Source organism: Stutzerimonas stutzeri, assembly GCF_013522825.1.
Lineage (GTDB): Bacteria > Pseudomonadota > Gammaproteobacteria > Pseudomonadales > Pseudomonadaceae > Stutzerimonas > Stutzerimonas stutzeri_AK.
Genome location: NZ_JAAMQZ010000006.1, coordinates 1 through 18,185 on the forward strand (window position 1 = coordinate 1; position 18,185 = coordinate 18,185).

The window sequence follows — 18,185 nt, forward strand, 5'->3', positions numbered from 1 at the left end:
ACTTGAGCAGCCATTGCTGGAACACCTCAAAGCCTGCTGAGTCATTGGTCAGCTTGCCTTTGGTGCGGTGCTTGCCGTTGCTCTGCAAGGTTGCGATGTCGAATGTGTGTTTGGCGATGTCGACGCCAACGACTATGGCCATGGTTTTCCTCCTCAGTGAACGGATAGATCGTCACTGCATCCGTCCTACCTTGCTAATGCGAGCTCGTGGCTCAAGATACCGTTCGGACTTACTGGATGAGTGCGGAGGAGTGCAGCGTTATCTACGTCACAAGCTCGAAGCTTAAGGGCGGGTACTACTTGCACTCTCTCCCCCGATGATCAGCCGGGGACTATCGCCTCCTGAAAGGCTGCAGTCGAGATACAAGGTCGGGTCACGCTTCATCGACCCGACGAACGGAGCCTCGGTGGATGTAAAAAGCGACATCCACCCTACGCTGGCTTGCAGCTTCTATTCCCCCGCCGTCTGCAGCTTCATCAGGTAGTCGCGGAAAATCTGCCCCAGAACCTGGGTGGCGATCTCCAGTTCATCGCGGCGCATCTGGGCGGAGACCCGGTCAGCAGTGTCCAGTGCCTCCTCTTCGCCATTGACCGCCGACATTTTCAGAACCACATAGGCCTGTACATTGTTCGCCGGTACGCCTTCGCCACGGAAGAACATCACCCCGAGGCGATGCTGCGCCAGTGCATGGCCCTGCAGCGAGGCCTGCTCGAACCAGTACAGCGCCTTGGGCAGATCGCGCGGCGCCTGCCGACCGTCATAGTGGTATTCGCCCAGTTCGTAGCTGGCCTGTACGTCGCCCTCGCTGGCGACCTGCTCGCAGGCGCGCAGGGCTTCACGTACGGTTTCGGGGGCGGTATTCAGGGCGCAGCGTGAGGTTGCCGGGATCAGCAGTGAATTACCGCCCGCGAAGACTGGCAGGGACGTGAGAAGCAGCAGGCAGCCAAGGGCAAGGCTGCGACCGGTGCGAGTCATGAATCAAAGCGCCTCGACGATCAGGGCGGTGATTGAAATATCGGCAGAAACGAGCCGACCGTCACATTATGGATAAGCCGTTGCCGGCTTACAAAGGCTTTCATGGTTGGCCAGGGTTTTTATACCTGTTCAAGGCTTTGCTCGCATTCGCCGAGGGGCAGATTGAGCAGCAGCCAGGCGGTGACCGGGCAGGCTAGCGCCAGGCATAACTGTTGATAGCTGGCCAGCGGATTGTCGCCAATCGACAGCCCTGTCCAGGGCAATGCCGCCAGTAGCAGCACACCGCCCACGCTCCCGGCAGCGGCTTGTTGGCGTGCAGGCCATTGCAGCAGGCCGGCATGAATCACCAGCAGGGCGCTGAGCAGGCCCAGCGTCAGGGCGTAAGGGTCGCTCCAGCCCAGTTGCCGCGCCAGCTCGAAGAACGCGCACAAGCCAAGCACTACACGGCCCCAGGCGGGGCGGCTCCAGTTCCACTGGCGGGCGAATGTCAGCGCAACCAGGCCGAGCAGCGGCAAGCCGAGCAACAGGGTCGCGCGTAGCAGCCAGCGTTCGGCCTCCAAGGTATCGAGGCCGAACGCCAGGCGTGCCACGGCGCTGGCGCCGATACCGGCGGCAAGCGCGAAGGCGAGCAACGCACAGAACAGCGCCGGTTGCTGCGATTCGCCGTAACCGCGACGGGCCAGACCGATGCGAATGGCGCTGGCCGCTGCGCAGAGGGTCAGCAGCGCAGCTTGCAGCAGGTCGGGGAACAGGCTCATTTGAATGTGGCGAAGGCTCGTTCGGCGGCATCCAGGGTCAGTTGCAGCTCCTTGTCGCCATGCGCGATGGAGGTGAAACCCGCTTCGAATGCACTGGGTGCCAGGTAAACGCCGCCGTCGAGCATCGCGTGGAAGAATTGCTTGAAGCGCTCGGCATCGCTCTGCATCACGTCATCGAAGGTGACGATGTCGTCCGCTCCGCTGAAATAGAGGCCGAACATACCGCCGACCTGGGTGGTGACGAAGGGGATGCCGGCGGCATCGGCGCGATCCTGCAGGCCCTGCAGCATGCGGCTGGTGTAGTCGGTCAGTTCGGCGTGAAAGCCGGGGCGGCTGATCAGCTTGAGCGTGGTCAGGCCGGCGGCCATCGCCAGCGGATTGCCCGAAAGCGTACCGGCCTGGTAGACCGGGCCGAGCGGGGCGATGCACTCCATGATGGCGCGCTTGCCGCCGAAGCAGCCGACCGGCATACCGCCGCCGATGATCTTGCCGAAGGTGGTCAGGTCCGGGGTAACGCCGAAATGCGCCTGGGCACCGCCGAGGGCGACGCGGAAGCCGGTCATCACCTCGTCGAAAATCAGCACCACACCATGCTTGTCGCACTGTTCGCGCAGGCCTTCGAGGAAGCCCGGCGCCGGCGGCACGCAGTTCATGTTGCCGGCCACCGGCTCGACGATGATGCATGCGACTTCTTTGCCCACATTGGCGAGCATTTCCTCGACCGCCGGCAGATCGTTGAATGGCAGGGTCAGGGTGTGTTGGGCGAATGCCGCCGGCACACCGGCGGAGCTGGGCACGCCTTGGGTCAGCGCGCCGGAACCGGCCTTGACCAGCAGGCTGTCGGAGTGGCCGTGGTAGCAGCCTTCGAACTTGATGATGCTGTCGCGACCGGTGTAACCACGGGCCAGGCGGATCGCGCTCATGGTCGCTTCGGTGCCGGAGCTGACCATGCGCACCATGTCCATCGAAGGCACCATGCTGCAGACCAGTTCGGCCATTTCGGTTTCCATGGCGGTCGGCGCGCCGTAGGACAGGCCGTGTTGCAACTGGCGACGCACCGCGTCGAGCACCTCGGGATGGCTGTGGCCGAGAATCATCGGTCCCCAGGAGCCGACGTAATCGACATAGCGCTTGCCGTCTTCGTCCGTCACATAGGCGCCTTCGGCATGCTTGAGAAACAGCGGCGTGCCACCCACGCTGCGGAAGGCGCGCACCGGCGAATTGACGCCACCGGGGATGTGGGTCTGGGCGCTGGCGAAGAGGATCTCGGAACGGGACATGTTGGGCCTCGCGGTAATAAAGGAATCAATGATGTGCTGATGCAACCGACACTGCCATGACGTCGATCAGCCGTCGGCGAACAGCGCGCTGAATGCCCGCGCGCGGCGTTCGACTTCGCGGGCGGACTCGGCGGCGAACAATGCGTGGACCACCGCTATCAGGCTGGCGCCGCAGGCGATCAGCCGTGGGGCGTTGTCCAGGGTCACGCCACCAATGGCGACGATCGGCAGGTCGATGCGCTGGCGTGCCTGCTCGAGCATTTCCAGGGTGGCGGCGGGGGCGCCGGGTTTGGTGCTGGAGTTGAAGAAGCGCCCGAAGGCGACATAGCTGGCGCCCTCGCGGCGTGCCTGTTCGGCCAGCTCCGGACTGGCATGGCAGGTGGCGCCGATGATCGTGCGTCCACCGAGCAGGGCACGGGCAGCCGCCAGCGAGCCGTCTTCCTGGCCCAGATGCAGGCCGACGCCCAGACGTGCGGCGAGTTCGGCATCGTCGTTGATGATGAGTGTCGCGCCATGGCGCTCGCACAGTTCGCGCAAGGCGTCGGCTTCACGCAGGCGAATGGTGGCGTTGCCGGACTTGTCACGGTACTGCAGCAGGCGGGCACCGCCCCTGAGGGCCGCTTCGGCATAGGACAGCAGGCGTCCGTCGGCCAGCAGCGTGCTGTCGGTGATGGCATAGAGGCCGCGAAGAGTGGCCGTCATCATTCAGATCAGCTCCAGTGGCAGTCGCCGGGGAATGTACTGGCCACGACCAGGCGCTTCGGCGTCACGCAGGGTACGCCAGGTGTAATCGAGGGCGGATTTGACCGCGCTGGCGAGCCCTTCGCCCAGTGCCAGGCGCCCGGCGAGCGCGCTGGCCAGGGTGCAGCCGGAGCCGTGATAGCTGCCTGGCAGGCGTTCGCAGCTGAATTCGTGACGGCTGCCGTCACGCGAGTAGAGGCGGTTGAGCACGTCGCGCTCGTCGCCGTGCCCGCCGGTGATCAGCAGGTGCCTGATGAAGGGCAGCAGCTTCTCGGCGCACTCATCGGCGCTGCCTTCGGGCAGTTCGGCGAGGATGCGTGCTTCGGGGAGATTTGGCGTGGCGATGGCGGCGACCGGCAGTAGCCGCTCGCGCATGGCGTAGCCGACTTCATTCCTGCCCAGCGCGCCACCGCCGCCGGCGCGCAGCACCGGGTCGCACACGAGTGGCACGCCGGGCAATTTCTGCATGATTTCCAGCACCGTTTCGACCATTTCCACCGAGCCGAGCATGCCCAGTTTGACGGCGGCAACCGGCAGGTCGGCGATCACCGCATGGGCCTGCGCCAGTACCCATTCGCGATCCAGTACGCGGAAGTCGGAGACATCCACGGTGTCCTGCACGGTCAGCGCGGTAATGGTCGGCGCGGCGTGGCAACCCTGGGCGATCAGGGCCTCAATATCTGCCTGCAGGCCCGCACCACCACTCGGGTCGTGGCCGGAGAGGCAAAGAACGACAGGGCGAGAGCAAGGGCCGGTCATCGAAAGGTTCCCCGAATACATGGTGTGTGAAAGTGGCCAGGGTGGCCGGATGTATGGCGTGCGAGCTTACCACCATTCATCCAGTGCGGCCCGCGCGCCTCTACTGTCGGAACGATGGGGTACGCATGGTTTTGGCCGAAACCCCGCTTTTCAATACCAGCCTGCGTGCTTCACTTTCCTGACACCTTTCCGTCAGCCGAGGACGTTCGCCATGAGCCAGCATTCATACGCCGAAACCCACGCGGTGACCAATCAGGTGCCGCCGCTCGATGGCGCCAACCTTTATCGTCTCGACCTGCCATTGCAAGAGTGGGTGCGGCGCTATCAGGGCGGCTGGGCCGAGGCACGGCTGGATGCTTACGGTGCGCTGGCCGGAGGCCCGCTGATGGCGGCTGGCTTTCTCGCCAATGAGAACAGGCCGGTGTTCAAGAGCCACGACCGCTATGGCCACCGCATCGACGTGGTGGAATTTCATCCCGCCTACCACGAGCTGATGCGCACGGCGGTCGAGCACGGCATTCCCTCGCTGCCCTGGACCGCTCCGCAACCCGGCGCGCATGTCGCCCGTGCCGGGCTGATGTATCTGCACAACCAGGCCGAAGCGGGCAGCAGCTGTCCGCTGACCATGACCTTCGCCAGCGTTCCGGCCCTGCGGCTGCAGCCCGAGCTCGCCGAACGCTGGCTGCCGAAGATACTTTCCGCTGAATACGATCCACGCAATGTGTCCATGGAGCAGAAGGGCGGGTTGACCATCGGCATGGCCATGACCGAGAAGCAGGGCGGCACCGACGTGCGCGCCAACACCACCCGCGCCCATCCGCTGGGTGTCGGCGGGCCGGGGCAGCCTTACGAGCTGGTCGGGCACAAATGGTTCTGCTCGGCACCCATGTGCGATGCCTTTCTCACACTGGCGCAGGCCGACAAGGGCCTGTCGTGCTTTCTGCTGCCGCGCCACCGCCCGGATGGCTCGCGCAACCAGTTCTATATCCAGCGCCTGAAGAACAAGCTGGGCAATTGGGCCAACGCCTCCAGCGAAGTCGAATACCGTGGCGCGCTGGCCTGGATGATCGGCGAGGAAGGGCGCGGCGTGCCGACCATCATCGAAATGGTCGGCATGACCCGCTTCGACTGCATGATCGGCTCCAGTTCGCTGATGCGCCAGGCGCTGAGCCAGGCGCTGCACCACTGCACCTACCGCCACGTTGGCGGTCGCGCGCTGATCGAACAACCGCTGATGCGCAACGTGCTGGCCGACCTCGCCCTGGAAAGCGAAGCCGCGCTGGCGCTGACCCTGCGCATGGGGCACGCGCTGGACAATCTGCACGATGAACAACAAGCCAGATTCGCCCGGCTGGTCACCGCCGTCGGCAAATACTGGATCTGCAAGCGCGCACCGGAAATGATCGCCGAGGCCAGCGAATGCCTGGGTGGCGCCGGCTACGTCGAGGACAGCATCCTGCCGCGCCTGTACCGCGAGGCGCCGGTCAACTCCATCTGGGAAGGCTCCGGCAACGTGCAGTGCCTGGACGTGCTGCGTGCCTTGTCGAAGGAAGCCGGCGTGCTCGATGCGCTGATGACCGAGCTGGGTGATGGGCATGGCGATGCGCGTCTCAAGGCACATATCGAGCGGCTCGGCACCGCCTTGCGCGACACCGACGATATCCAGCTCCGTGCCCGTCAACTCACCGAGGATCTCGCCGTGGTGCTGCAAGCGAAGCTGCTGCTGGAGGCCGGCAATGCGGCAGTCAGCGATGCCTTTATCGGCAGTCGCCTGGAAGGCCGGGGGCGGGCTTACGGAACCTTGCCGAGGGGCTTCGATATCCAGGCGGTGCTGGGGCGCAGTGCGCTGCAGTAGCGGTTTTTCGTGAACTGCCGAATGAATTCGACGGGTTTAAAAACAGGCCGGCCTCAACAGCTTCACCCTGACGCCCAGGCAGTGGATCGAGCAGGCTGGCGCCATCGGCCTGGTGTCAAAGGCCGGGCGCTATGGCGGCACCTTCGCGCAGAAGGATATCTCTATTCAATTGCTCAACTTTTGCTCACTGATGCCGAAATGATGTCAGTGGCAGGAGATGAGCGATGCAGATTATTTCGAGTCAACAGTTCGGGCTGAGCGCAGAGCGGCAGTTCATTGCCGGACGCGAGATCAGCGAGACGTTGGATATGCAGCGTGGTGGCGAGCGCCTGCAGCTCAGCCGTCATGAGCGCAGCGAGGTACACGGTGCCAGCCGGGCCGAGGTGCAGCTTGCCGAGGAGCGCCCGGTGATTTCCGAGCGACAGCTGGAGCGTCTGGGCGATGGCCTGCCGCAGGCGGCGTCGGCAGTCAGCGGCGAGGGGGCGCAAGCCTTCGACTTCACGCCCGATGAAGAAAGCCTGCACAAGCTGCGCATGCTGCTGGCGGTGCTGGGGCGCAGCGTTGAAGAGATCGACACGACGCTGGGCAAGCTGGCCGATGGACTATCCATGCCGCTTGCATCGGCGCCGGCTGCTGCCGCTGCAGAGATTGGCAATGACGACTTTCTCAACTACCAGTACCGCGTACAGGAATGGCGCGGCGAATCACTGAACGTCGAGGCCAGCGGCACCGTCAACACCGCCGACGGGCGCACGATCCAGTACGGCCTGAGCCTGGAAATGCTCAGCATGCAGTACAGCAGCGCCAGCGTCTCGGTCCGCGCCGGCGCCGCCCTCAAGGACCCGCTGGTGCTCAATCTCGACGGCGGCCCGGTACGCCTGGATGGCAGTCGGCGTGTCGATTTCGACCTGGATGCCGATGGCCGCCGCGACAGCATGGCCAGCCTCGCATCCGGCAGCGCCTTCCTGGCCCTGGACCGCAATGGCAATGGCCGCATCGACGATGGTCGTGAACTGTTCGGCGCTCTTTCTGGCGACGGCTTCGCCGACCTGAGCACCTATGACGAAGACGGCAACGGTTTCATCGACGAAGGCGACAGCATCTTCGGACAACTTCGCCTGTGGCGCCCGGACGCCCAGGGCAAAGGCGAACTGGTCGACCTGCTCACCGCCGGCGTAGGCGCCATCGGCCTCGCCCGCGCCTACGGCGACTTCGACCTGGTTGCCCAGCAGCAACTGGAAGGACGGGTGAGGAGCACCGGATTCTTCCTGTTCGAAAATGGCCAGGCGGGCAGTGTGCAGCAGATTGATCTGGCGATTTGAGGAAAGGGGGCCTGCAATGGAAGTGCGATATGAACGACGGTAACCAGCCGAGCTATTTTTCCTACTGGGGCAAGGCATCTCCCGAGGGCGAAGCTTGCGCCCGTTTTCATCTATTGGCGTTCCATTCCCTGGATGTTGCTGCTTGCGGGCAGGCGCTGCTGAAACTGCCGCAGTTCTCTTTGCGGCCTTTGGCGGATGAGCTGGAGTGGCCACTGGCGCAAGTTGAAGCGCTTTGCGTGTTCTTTCTGGCGTTGCATGACCTGGGCAAGTTTGCGCGAGCTTTTCAGGGGTTGGTGCCGGACTTGTCCCCCGAACTGGTGCCTCCGGTTGCGAACAAGCACTACACCGAGCGTCATGACACGCTGGGTTGGTTGCTCTGGCAGGATGATTTGGTCCAGGAATTTCCCTCGGATGCCTTGCCCGTTGCCGGACATGAAACCTGGGCGGCCTGGATACGCAGCGCTGTCGGCCACCACGGCATGCCGCCTCGGGAAGCTGCCGGGGGTGGGTCGATAGAGTTGAGTGCGGAGGACTACTTCGTGCATGCCGATTGCCTGGCGGCACGTGCCTTCGTGGCGGAAATGGCCGACTGGCTGCTGTCCGAGGGGGTGCCAGCGCCAGGGCGCGAAACGTCCCGAATCCTGCATCGCCACAGTTGGCGTCTTGCCGGGCTGGGGGTGCTGGCCGACTGGCTGGGTTCCAATCAGTCATTTTTCCCCTATCGCGCCGAGCCGCAGACGCTGCCCGAATATTGGGCCGCTCACGCATTGCCTCAGGCAGAACGTGCGCTGCTGCACGCCGGTTTGCACTCCCAGCCACTGCGCGATTGGGAAAGCCCGACGGCGTTGTTCGATTATTTGCGCGAACCGACACCTTTGCAGCACTATGCCGCCGAGGTGGAGTTGGAGGATGGTCCGCAATTGTTCCTGCTGGAGGACGTGACCGGCGCCGGCAAGACCGAAGCCGCGCTGATTCTCACCCAGCGCTTGATGCAGGCCGGGCGCGCGAATGGGTTGTATTTTGCGTTGCCGAGCATGGCCACTGCCAATCAGATGTATCGGCGAGTCGGTCAGGTCTATCAGCGTTTGTACGATACCGATACTCAGCCTTCGCTGATTCTCGCCCATGGCGCCCGCACCTTGGTGGAAGGCTTTCGCCAGAGCATCGTGCAGGCCGAGGAATCACCCGCCGATCGCAATTATCGCCAGGATGATGTTTCCGCCACGGCCCAGTGCAATGCCTGGCTGGCCGACAACCGCAAAAAGGCGCTGCTGGCCGAAGTGGGTGTTGGCACGCTGGACCAGGCGTTGCTGGCGGTGCTGCCGGCGCGGCACCAGTCTCTACGTTTGCTCGGTCTGGCCGGTAAGGTGCTGCTGGTGGACGAGGTGCATGCCTACGACCCCTATATGCTGACCCTGCTGAAAACGCTGCTGACCGCCCACGCCCGGCAAGGGGGGAGTGTCATTCTGCTTTCGGCGACGTTGCCGTTGCGGGTGCGTGAGGAGTTGCTGGCGACTTATCGCTTTGGCTTGGGTGTTTCCGATGAGCAAGGGCTCGATGATGATCGTTATCCCCTGGCGGTCCGTGCCGGTAGACAGCTGATCAGTCATGCGTGTGCGACGCGAGCGCAGGTCAGACGACGAGTCGAAGTGCGGGCTTTGCATGACGAGGCCGAGGTGCTGGCGTTGATCGCGGAGCAGTCACGAGGCGGGCGCTGTGTCTGCTGGATCCGCAACACGGTCGAGGATGCGCGGCGTGCCCATCAGGCGCTGGGTGAGCTGTTGCCGGCGGAAAACCTGATGCTGTTCCACAGCCGCTATGCCATGGGTCACCGGCTGGATATCGAGGATCGGGTGCTGACGTGCTTCGGCAAGGCGTCCACAGCGGCGATGCGTGCCGGTCAGGTGTTGGTGGGGACTCAGGTGCTTGAACAGAGCCTCGATTTTGATGTGGACCTGATGATCAGTGATCTGGCGCCGATCGACCTGCTGATCCAGCGTGCCGGTCGCTTGCAACGCCATACCCGGCAAGCCAATGGCGACTTGGCGAAAGATGATCGTGAGCAGCGTGAGCCCCCGCTGCTTTATCTGCTGACGCCAGAGGCTGTCGATGAGCCGGAAGGCGATTGGTATGCCGCACTGTTCCCCAAGGCCTGCCATGTCTATCCGGATGCCGGCAAGCTCTGGTTGGGCGCACGGGCTTTGCTGAAGGCGGGTTGCATCGTCAGCCCCGGCGAAAGCGGGCAATCCGGCGCGGTGCGCGAGCTGGTCGAGGCTGTTTATGGCGAGGAGGTCGATGCGGTACCGGATAAGTTGCAGAAGGCCTCGCGAGACCAAGAAGGGAAAGATTTAGCCTGGAAAAGCCAAGGTTATTTTAATGTTCTGAAGTTGGCTAAAGGGTACTGCTTGGGTAGCGGATGCTGGGATGAGGACAGCCGGGTGCCGACTCGTCTTGGGGACGAGAGCCTGACGGTTTATCTGGCCCGGATGGTGAATGGCGAGCTGCGACCCTTGTGCGAAGGCGGCGCCCATCCCTGGGAGCAGTCGGCGGTGCGCATCAATGCGCGACAAATCGAAGCCTTGGCACCGGAGTGGCAGCGGCAATTTGCTGCGCCACTACAGCGTTTGCGCGAACGTCATCGCTTGTTGGAAGAGCCAGCTTTTGTCTTGCCGCTACTGGAAGAGGCAGGGAATTTGATGGGTCGAGTTCTGGATGAGCGAGGGCGGGAAACGGTCATGCGCTATGACACTGTAAGTGGGTTGTGCTGGGATTAACCCAGGATGCGCCGGGTCAGCAGCCTTTGCATATCCCGGCGGCCATCTGCAACCAGGTAGATCAGTACTTGTCGGTCAAGCGTCCGGTAGATGATCCGGTACGGCTTGTCGAAGACCTGCCGGTAATCGCGGATGCCCAGTTCGGTTAGTTCATGGGGATGGGTTCCGCGCTCTGGTTGAGTTGCAAGGCTGCGGATATTTTGCAGAAGTTGGCCTAGCACGCGATCAGCGCTGGCTGGCGAGTCGTGCTGGGTGATGTAGTCGTGGATCGCCACGAGGTCCCGTTCAGCGCCAACGGTTACTAAAACCTCGTGCGGCTGCCTGCTCATGCTCGGCTCTTGCTCCGGGCAAGAAGGCGAGCTTCGACCTCATTGAGTGGGCTGAGTTGGCCGGCTTCGACTTCCTGGTTGCCGAGCGCAAGAACCTTCAGTAGGGCCAGAGTTTCCTGGGTTTGCTCGAAGGAGCGCACGTCCTGAATGACCGCTTTGGCTTCGCCATTTTGAGTGATGACCAAGGGCTCCTGTTCGTCGGCGAGCTGCTTAAGCACCTCGGCGGCATTAGCCTTGAGGTAACTGATGGGTTTGATGTTGGAATAACGCATGACAGCCTCCCAAGAAACCTGTTGGAGACCAAATATAGTCCTTAAAAGGCCGGCATGCATAGATTCCTCCTAGCCCTGCGATGGCAGGGAACCGGGTTTTAATTCCCCGCCACACGGTTCATCCCCGCCACAGCGAGTAAGTGTGCTTTGCCACTTTAGCAAAGTGTGGTGGGGTAAGGGGTAGAATAATTTGATTGCAGACGATGGCACATCGCTATATTGTCGGTGCAGGATGCTCAAAGGAGTTGAGGTAATGGATCTCTTGCAAGCTGCATGGCTGCCGGCTAGCTGTGAGGATGGGGGCGGGTATATCTCGCCGGCACAGATATCGGACTTGTCGTGGACCGATTTGCGAACTCCCCGTCCCGACTTCCGGGGCGCGCTCTACCAGTTTCTGATCGGGCTGCTGCAAACCGCCTACGCCCCGCAAGACCTGGATGAATGGCGGGAGCGTTGGAACACGCCGCCCGATGTCAAGGAACTGGAAGCCGCCTTCGCGCCATACCGCCATGCCTTCCTGCTGGAAAACGACGGCCCCGCCTTCATGCAGGACCTGCAACTGCCTGATGAGGTCAACCAGTTGCCGGTGCTGGAGCTGCTGATCGATGCCGGTTCGTCCAGCAATCTGTATTTCAACAAGCCCGCAGCCGAGCATGGCTTGTGCGCGAGCTGTTTTGCCCAAGCGCTGCTGACCCTGCAAATCAACGCCCCTTCCGGTGGGCGCGGTATTCGTACCTCGTTGCGTGGCGGTGGTCCGTTGACCACCTTGCTGCTGCCGGCCAGTGAGCGCTCTACGTTGTGGCAAAAACTGTGGTTGAACGTACTGCCGCTGGATGCCCTCGACCATCCACCAGTCAAGAACCTGAGCGACGTGCTGCCCTGGCTGGCACCCACCCGTACCAGTGACGACAAGGGGATCGGTGATACCCCGCCAGAAGTCGTTCACCCCTTGCAGGCGTACTGGAGCATGCCGCGACGTATTCGCCTGGATGATTCCACGCTCGGCCATGGCGATTGTGCGGTGTGCTGTACCCAGGGCGTGCGACTGATTCACCATTACCGCACCCGCCACGGTGGCACCAATTACACCGGCGCCTGGACGCATCCGCTGACGCCCTACAGCCTCGATTCCAAGGGCGTAAAACCGCCGATCTCGATCAAGGGGCGTCAGGCCGGGCGCGGTTATCGCGACTGGTTGGGGCTGGTGCTGGGTAATGATGATCATCAGCCGGATGCGGCCCGCGTGGTGGCGCACTTCACCACCAAGGTGAAGCAGCCGCGTACCCGGCTGTGGTGCTTCGGCTATGACATGTCAAACATGAAGGCCCTGTGCTGGTACGACAGTACGTTACCTGTGCATGTGCTGGTGGCCAGTCGCCAACGATTGTTCGCCCGCAACGTCAAGCAACTGCTGGAGGTGGCCAATGACAGTGCCAGCGCGCTGCACAAGCAGGTCAAGGCCGCTTGGTTCCGCCGCCCCGGCGACGTGGGGCCGGAACCGGCTGTATTCCAGAGCTTCTGGCAGGGCTCCGAAGTGGCCTTCTATCGCTTGCTGGAGCCACTCAGTGGTGTGGATTTCGACAACGAAGCCGAGCTGGCACAGCTCTATCGCCGCTGGTTGCTGGAAACCCGCAGACTTGCCTTGGAGCTGTTCGATCAATGGGTGCTGAGTGGTCCCATTGAGGATATGGAGCTGCAGAGAGTGGTCAAGGCGCGGGCCGATTTGGCCAAGGAACTCAATGACGGCAAGGCGATGAAGCCGCTGTGGAAAATCGTCAATCTGCATCACAAGGAGCGGGCATGAGGCCGAGGAGATCCACATTGAATCCAGCCCAGCACGACTGGGTACGCAAATGGTGGCGGGCCTTGCAGCCGCGTGAAGCGGGCAGCGAGTCCTTGCCCGCAACACTGGTAGGCATGGGGCGCAGAGAGCGGGCGCGTTTGCGTCGCTGCGGCACTGCCGACGAGTTGCTGGGCGAGCCGTCTGTCCTGCTGTTGGCGGACCAACTGATCGCTCTGGGTGGCGAGCAATGGCCGTTATTCAAGGAAGCAATCACCTATGAGCGCCTGGCCCTGGTCGCCGGCGTGTTGGCCAAAGTCAAGGAAGATGCCCGCGATCAGCGCAGCCTGGCCAGGCGCCTGGGCAATGGCTCGGGTGACGAGCGAGCCGCCATGAGCGAGCTGCGCTTCAAACGCTTGCAACGCGCCGAGGATATCGACGACCTGTTCCTGCAATGGCGTCGTGCCGTGCAACTGGCTGCTGGCAAGGTGGATGTGGCCCAGTTGGCCGACGACTTGCTGACCTGGCAGCTGGAGCTGGGTCAATCCGCCACCCGCGCCAGCGACGGAGTGAAATTCCGCTGGGCCTATGACTACTACCTGAGCGCCCGGGATCGGGCCGCCGCTGATGACCCTGAACCCAACAAGGAGCCGACCCCATGACCCGCTTCGTTCAACTGCACCTGCTGATTTCCTACCCGCCGGCCAATCTCAACCGTGATGACCTGGGCAATCCGAAAACCGCGCGTTTGGGAGGCGTCGAGCGCCTGCGGGTGTCCTCGCAAAGCCTCAAGCGCGCCTGGCGGACCTCGGAACTGTTCCAGCAGCAACTGGCCGGCACCATCGGTACCCGAACCAAGCGACTGGGGCGCGAGGCCTTTGAGGCACTGGTCAGTGCGGGAGTTGGTGAGAAGCAGGCGACTGAATGGGCCAGCCAGATCGCCAAGGTCTACGGTGCGGTGAAGAAAGACAATCCGCTGGAAATCGAACAACTGGTGCATATCGCCCCCGAAGAGCGCACCTCGCTGGACGCCCTAGTGGCCACTCTGGCGCAGGAAAAGCGAGCGCCCAGCGATGAAGAGCTGGATGCTCTGCTGCACAAACAGACGGCGGTGGATATCGCCATGTTCGGTCGCATGTTGGCCTCGAAAACCGAGCACAACGGTGAGGCTGCGGTACAGGTGGCGCATGCCATCGGCGTGCACGCCTCAGCCATCGAAGATGACTATTTCACCGCAGTGGATGACCTCAACAAGGATGATTCGGGCGCGGCGCATATCGGTGAATCCGGCTTTGCCGCTGCCGTCTTCTACCAATACTTGTGCATCGACCGCGACCTGCTGAAGAAAAACCTCGGTGGCGATGAAGAACTGACCCAGCGCGCCTTGATCGCACTGACCGAAGCAGCGGTGAAAGTCGGCCCCAGCGGCAAACAGAACAGTTTTGCCAGCCGCGCCTATGCCCATTATGTGCTGGCCGAGAAGGGCGCACAGCAGCCGCGCTCGCTGTCGCTGGCCTTCGTCAAGCCGGTCGCAGGCAGTGACTACGCCGCCGATGCCGTCGGCGTGCTGCAGCATCTGCGCAACAACATGAATAAGGTCTATGGCGATTGCGCTGACGCCCATTGTGAACTCGATGTGCTCAAGGGTGAAGGTAGCCTGGCTGAATTGCTCGATTTCGTCGTAGCGGAGTGAGTCCCATGACCGACTATCTGCTGCTGCGCCTCTATGGCCCCATGGCCAGTTGGGGTGAAATCGCGGTGGGCGAGTCGCGGCATTCGGCGGTGCACCCCTCACGCTCGGCGCTGCTCGGCCTGCTGGGTGCGGCGTTGGGTATCGAGCGCAGTGACGAAGCGGGGCAGCAACTGTTGATCCAGGGCTACCGCTTCGGCATCAAACTGGAGTGCCCCGGTTCGCCGTTGCGTGATTACCACACGGTGCAATCCGGGGTGCCGCCGCGCAAGACTCGTTTCCGCAGTCGGCGCCAGGAGCTGGCAGCGGCCAAGGTGGACACCTTGCTGTCCACCCGCGAATACCGTTGCGACAGCCTGGCATTGGTGGCGGTCGAGGCAACGTCCGACGCACCCCATGATCTGCCGCATGTGGCTGAAGCGCTGCGCCGCCCGCACTTCCCCTTGTACCTGGGCCGCAAGTCCTGTCCGTTGGCGCTGCCGCTGGCGCCCCAGGTGATCGGTGCGGCCACGCTGCGCGAAGCATTGGACCGCAGCGAGTTGCCGTCCCTGTTGGGACTGCTCGACCACGAACCTCAGCAAGCCTGGCCGAGCCGTGCGGATCGCCAGTGTTTTCGTGTGCAACAGGTGCGTTATTACTGGGAGGACGGCATGGAGGCGGGCATGGCGGCGAGTTTCGATAGTTGGCGGCATGATCAGCCGCTGTCGCGTAGTCGTTGGCAGTTCGCGCCGCGCCGCGAGTGGGTGGCCTTGAGCGAAGGAGAGCAGGAATGAGGTACCACTTCTCTCGTGTGCGGCTGCTGGCACGGCCAAGCCAGAGCGACTGGCTGCGTGACCTTGCCCGGCATGGCGAGCCTTATCGCGACCATGCGCTGATCTGGAAGCTGTTTCCCGGCGACGGGCTGGAGCGGGATTTCGTGTTCCGCCGCATGGACGACGAACAGACGTACTACGTGGTGTCGGCTCGCCCGCCGCAGCAGGAATCCGGGCTGTTTCAGATCGATAGCAAACCCTACCTACCGCAACTGGAGGCGAACGATTACCTGCGCTTCGATTTGCGCGCCAATCCCGTTGTCAGTCGCCGCGAGCCTGGTGCTCGCTCACAGCGCCACGATGTATTGATGGATGCCAAGCGCCGGCTACCGGCGGGCGAAAGCCTGGGAGAGGCTCAGGAGAAAGCCGGGCGCGATTGGGTACTGGCGCGGGCCGAGCATTGGGGGCTGATGATCGAGCCGGGTAGCCTGTTGCAGGACGGCTATCGCCAGCATCGGCTCAAGCGCAAGGGGCACATCATCGAGTATTCCTCACTGGATTATCAGGGCGTAGCGCGTGTGGTTGATCCGGAACGTTTGCGTACGGCATTGCTGGATGGTGTCGGCCATGCCAAAGGCTTCGGGTGCGGCCTGTTACTGGCCAAGAGGCTGGTCTGATGCTACCACCGCTCAAGCCGCTGCCCATGAAGGATCGGGTGTCGATGATCTTCGTCCAGTACGGGCAAATCGACGTGCTGGATGGGGCCTTCGTGCTGATCGACAAGAGCGGGGTGCGCAAGCACATCCCGGTCGGCTCGGTAGCCTGCATCATGCTCGAACCGGGTACGAGGGTGTCTCATGCGGCGGTCAACTTGGCTGCCACTGTGGGCACCTTGCTGGTCTGGGTCGGTGAGTCCGGCGTGCGCCTGTACGCCAGCGGACAGCCAGGAGGGGCGCGGGCGGATCGATTGCTGTATCAGGCCAAGCTGGCACTGGACGATGAGTTGCGCCTGAAAGTGGTGCGTAAGATGTATGAGTTCCGTTTCCAGGAGCCGGCACCGGCACGGCGTAGCGTTGAGCAATTGCGCGGCATCGAGGGCGCGCGGGTGCGTGAGACCTATAAGTTGTTGGCCAGGCAGTACGGTGTGGACTGGCGGGCGCGCAACTATGACCGTAAGGACTGGGATGCCGCCGATGTACCCAATCGCTGCCTGTCTTCTGCCACTTCTTGTTTGTATGGCATCACCGAGGCTGCGGTTTTGGCGGCGGGGTATGCACCGGCGGTGGGTTTTATACACACAGGCAAGCCGTTGTCGTTCGTTTACGACATTGCCGACCTGTTCAAATTCGACACGGTGGTACCGCTGGCCTTTCGTATTGCGGCTAAGCAACCGTTCCACCCCGAGCGTGAAGTGCGTATCGCCTGCCGCGACCTGTTCCGCTCCAGCAAGCTACTAGGCAAGATCATCCCGACCATCGAGGAAATGCTCTCCGCTGGTGGTATCTCACCTCCAGAGGCTCCACCCGAATCGGTGCCTCCTGCCATACCCAACCCGGAAAGCCAGGGCGAAGTCGGGCACAGGGCCAAGTGAATGAGCTTTCTGACTGTCATTACCGAAAACATTCCGCCCCGCCTGCGTGGCCGGCTGGCGATATGGCTTCTGGAGGTGCGTGCTGGCGTCTATATCGGTGATGTTTCTCGGCGCACCAGGGAGATGATCTGGGAACAGCTTGAGGCAGGCCATGAGGATGGGAATGTGGTTATGGCCTGGGCCAGTAACAACGAGTCCGGTTACGAATTCCAAACGCTTGGAGCAAATCGGCGTGTGCCGATCGACTATGACGGTTTACGTTTGGTCGCTTTTCATCCCATGGAAAAAACTGATCTTTAACAAGAAAAAGTTGGTAGATTTTTAGTGACCGGTTTTTCTTTTAAAGAACAGTTGGTTACGCTAAGTGTGTTCCCCGCGCCAGCGGGGATGAAGCGCAGGCCATCACCGCCATGCCGGAGGCCACGATGTGTTCCCCGCGCCAGCGGGGATGAAGCGACTGCCAAACCCTACGCGACCTCCTCAAGCTGGTGTTCCCCGCGCCAGCGGGGATGAAGCGTGGGTCGGCCAAACGCTGCCACTGATGCTGACGTGTTCCCCGCGCCAGCGGGGATGAAGCGCTCTGATCCCAACCGAACCACCCGAGGCGGCCGTGTTCCCCGCGCCAGCGGGGATGAAGCGACGTGCGCGGCCAGGCGCCTGCTATTACCGCTGTGTTCCCCGCGCCAGCGGGGATGAAGCGGTGCATCGGCTGATTAGCCGGCGCCCCAACGAGTGTTCCCCGCGCCAGCGGGGATGAAGCGTACGCAGCGGGCTCTGCGGGCCAGCTCAGCAAGTGTTCCCCGCGCCAGCGGGGATGAAGCGAACCCGGCCCTGGGCATCGACCTACCCAGCAAGTGTTCCCCGCGCCAGCGGGGATGAAGCGGCAGCGGGCGGTTCATTCACCTGGACATGGCAGTGTTCCCCGCGCCAGCGGGGATGAAGCGCCAGCGACGCGGCATGGATCCGGTTTGCGGTCGTGTTCCCCGCGCCAGCGGGGATGAAGCGTACGCCCACTTCAGCCCGGGGCATTTGGCTGAGTGTTCCCCGCGCCAGCGGGGATGAAGCGTCGCATCGCTGGGCGTGGCTGGTGATGCGCTGGTGTTCCCCGCGCCAGCGGGGATGAAGCGCACGGTGCAAACCGCCATCCTCGCGGCCACGACGTGTTCCCCGCGCCAGCGGGGATGAAGCGTCAGCACCGAGCATCTTGAAGATCGCGATAGTGTGTTCCCCGCGCCAGCGGGGATGAAGCGACGCTGACCGTGTTCTACGCCGACACGCGACAGTGTTCCCCGCGCCAGCGGGGATG

Annotated in this window: 17 protein-coding genes and 1 CRISPR repeat array (1 of these 18 running past the window's edge); of the genes, 10 read left to right on the forward strand and 7 right to left on the reverse strand. The window is 62.8% G+C overall.

The annotated features are described in order from the left end of the window. Positions 1 to 451 precede the first annotated feature (451 nt). The 5 genes from G7020_RS05445 to G7020_RS05465 form a co-directional block, all read right to left on the reverse strand. Complete coding sequence (locus G7020_RS05445; RefSeq protein ID WP_181082923.1) at positions 452 to 976, reverse strand: tetratricopeptide repeat protein; 525 nt, start codon at positions 974 to 976, stop codon at positions 452 to 454. 119 nt (positions 977 to 1,095) lie between these two features. After that, a complete protein-coding gene (locus G7020_RS05450) occupies positions 1,096 to 1,734 on the reverse strand; it encodes a hypothetical protein (protein WP_181082924.1) in 639 nt (212 codons plus the stop codon). Next, on the reverse strand, positions 1,731 to 3,014 hold the full coding sequence (gene hemL, locus G7020_RS05455; RefSeq protein ID WP_181082925.1) for a glutamate-1-semialdehyde 2,1-aminomutase: 1,284 nt from the start codon (positions 3,012 to 3,014) through the stop codon (positions 1,731 to 1,733). The genes G7020_RS05450 and hemL overlap by 4 nt, the downstream gene beginning before the upstream one ends. 66 nt (positions 3,015 to 3,080) lie before the next feature. After that, positions 3,081 to 3,716, reverse strand: coding sequence for a thiamine phosphate synthase (thiE, locus tag G7020_RS05460; RefSeq protein ID WP_258189258.1), 636 nt, complete (start codon positions 3,714 to 3,716; stop codon positions 3,081 to 3,083). Positions 3,717 to 3,719: 3 nt separating this feature from the next. Further along, on the reverse strand, positions 3,720 to 4,514 hold the full coding sequence (locus G7020_RS05465; protein ID WP_181082927.1) for a hydroxymethylpyrimidine/phosphomethylpyrimidine kinase: 795 nt from the start codon (positions 4,512 to 4,514) through the stop codon (positions 3,720 to 3,722). Between the two features lie 211 nt (positions 4,515 to 4,725). On the opposite strand from G7020_RS05465, the gene G7020_RS05470 reads away from it, so the two are divergent. The 3 genes from G7020_RS05470 to cas3 all read left to right on the forward strand — a co-directional run bounded on the left by G7020_RS05470 (position 4,726) and on the right by cas3 (position 10,465). Further along, positions 4,726 to 6,369, forward strand: coding sequence for an acyl-CoA dehydrogenase family protein (locus G7020_RS05470; protein ID WP_181082928.1), 1,644 nt, complete (start codon positions 4,726 to 4,728; stop codon positions 6,367 to 6,369). 224 nt (positions 6,370 to 6,593) lie between these two features. Next, positions 6,594 to 7,691, forward strand: a complete 1,098-nt coding sequence (locus tag G7020_RS05475) for a hypothetical protein (RefSeq protein ID WP_258189252.1) — start codon at positions 6,594 to 6,596, stop codon at positions 7,689 to 7,691. 29 nt (positions 7,692 to 7,720) lie between these two features. Next, positions 7,721 to 10,465, forward strand: coding sequence for a CRISPR-associated helicase Cas3' (cas3, locus tag G7020_RS05480; protein ID WP_181082929.1), 2,745 nt, complete (start codon positions 7,721 to 7,723; stop codon positions 10,463 to 10,465). On the opposite strand, the gene G7020_RS05485 is transcribed toward cas3, so the two are convergent. Together G7020_RS05485 and G7020_RS05490 are read right to left on the reverse strand one after the other, a co-directional pair. Continuing rightward, positions 10,462 to 10,794 (reverse strand): type II toxin-antitoxin system RelE/ParE family toxin, encoded by a 333-nt coding sequence (locus G7020_RS05485; protein WP_181082930.1) that lies wholly within the window; start codon positions 10,792 to 10,794, stop codon positions 10,462 to 10,464. The genes cas3 and G7020_RS05485 overlap by 4 nt on opposite strands. Next, positions 10,791 to 11,066 carry a type II toxin-antitoxin system Phd/YefM family antitoxin gene (locus G7020_RS05490; RefSeq protein WP_181082931.1) on the reverse strand — a complete coding sequence of 92 codons (276 nt, stop codon included), beginning with the start codon at positions 11,064 to 11,066 and terminating at the stop codon, positions 10,791 to 10,793. The genes G7020_RS05485 and G7020_RS05490 overlap by 4 nt, the downstream gene beginning before the upstream one ends. Positions 11,067 to 11,319: 253 nt before the next feature. Between G7020_RS05490 and casA the strand changes: the two genes are divergently transcribed. From casA to cas2e, 7 genes are read left to right on the forward strand one after another with little or no spacing between them, the layout of a single operon-like run. Next, positions 11,320 to 12,870 (forward strand): type I-E CRISPR-associated protein Cse1/CasA, encoded by a 1,551-nt coding sequence (gene casA / locus G7020_RS05495; protein WP_181082932.1) that lies wholly within the window; start codon positions 11,320 to 11,322, stop codon positions 12,868 to 12,870. A 17-nt stretch (positions 12,871 to 12,887) separates the two neighbouring features. Next, positions 12,888 to 13,508, forward strand: coding sequence for a type I-E CRISPR-associated protein Cse2/CasB (casB, locus tag G7020_RS05500; protein ID WP_181082933.1), 621 nt, complete (start codon positions 12,888 to 12,890; stop codon positions 13,506 to 13,508). Next, entirely contained in the window at positions 13,505 to 14,539 is a 1,035-nt protein-coding gene (gene cas7e, locus G7020_RS05505) for a type I-E CRISPR-associated protein Cas7/Cse4/CasC (RefSeq protein WP_181082934.1), read from the forward strand. The genes casB and cas7e overlap by 4 nt, the downstream gene beginning before the upstream one ends. Before the next feature lie 5 nt (positions 14,540 to 14,544). Next, positions 14,545 to 15,309, forward strand: a complete 765-nt coding sequence (gene cas5e, locus G7020_RS05510; RefSeq protein WP_181082935.1) for a type I-E CRISPR-associated protein Cas5/CasD — start codon at positions 14,545 to 14,547, stop codon at positions 15,307 to 15,309. Next, positions 15,306 to 15,965, forward strand: coding sequence for a type I-E CRISPR-associated protein Cas6/Cse3/CasE (gene cas6e, locus G7020_RS05515; protein WP_181082936.1), 660 nt, complete (start codon positions 15,306 to 15,308; stop codon positions 15,963 to 15,965). The genes cas5e and cas6e overlap by 4 nt, the downstream gene beginning before the upstream one ends. Beyond that, positions 15,965 to 16,879: a type I-E CRISPR-associated endonuclease Cas1e gene (gene cas1e / locus G7020_RS05520; RefSeq protein WP_181082937.1), complete on the forward strand. Its 915-nt coding sequence runs from the start codon at positions 15,965 to 15,967 to the stop codon at positions 16,877 to 16,879. Before cas6e ends, cas1e begins: the two co-directional genes overlap by 1 nt. Then, a complete protein-coding gene (gene cas2e, locus G7020_RS05525; protein WP_181082938.1) occupies positions 16,880 to 17,179 on the forward strand; it encodes a type I-E CRISPR-associated endoribonuclease Cas2e in 300 nt (99 codons plus the stop codon). It abuts the gene before it with no gap. Positions 17,180 to 17,245: 66 nt separating this feature from the next. Continuing rightward, positions 17,246 to 18,185: direct repeats of the CRISPR family, unit length 29 nt; unit sequence GTGTTCCCCGCGCCAGCGGGGATGAAGCG; it runs 2,201 nt beyond the window's last position.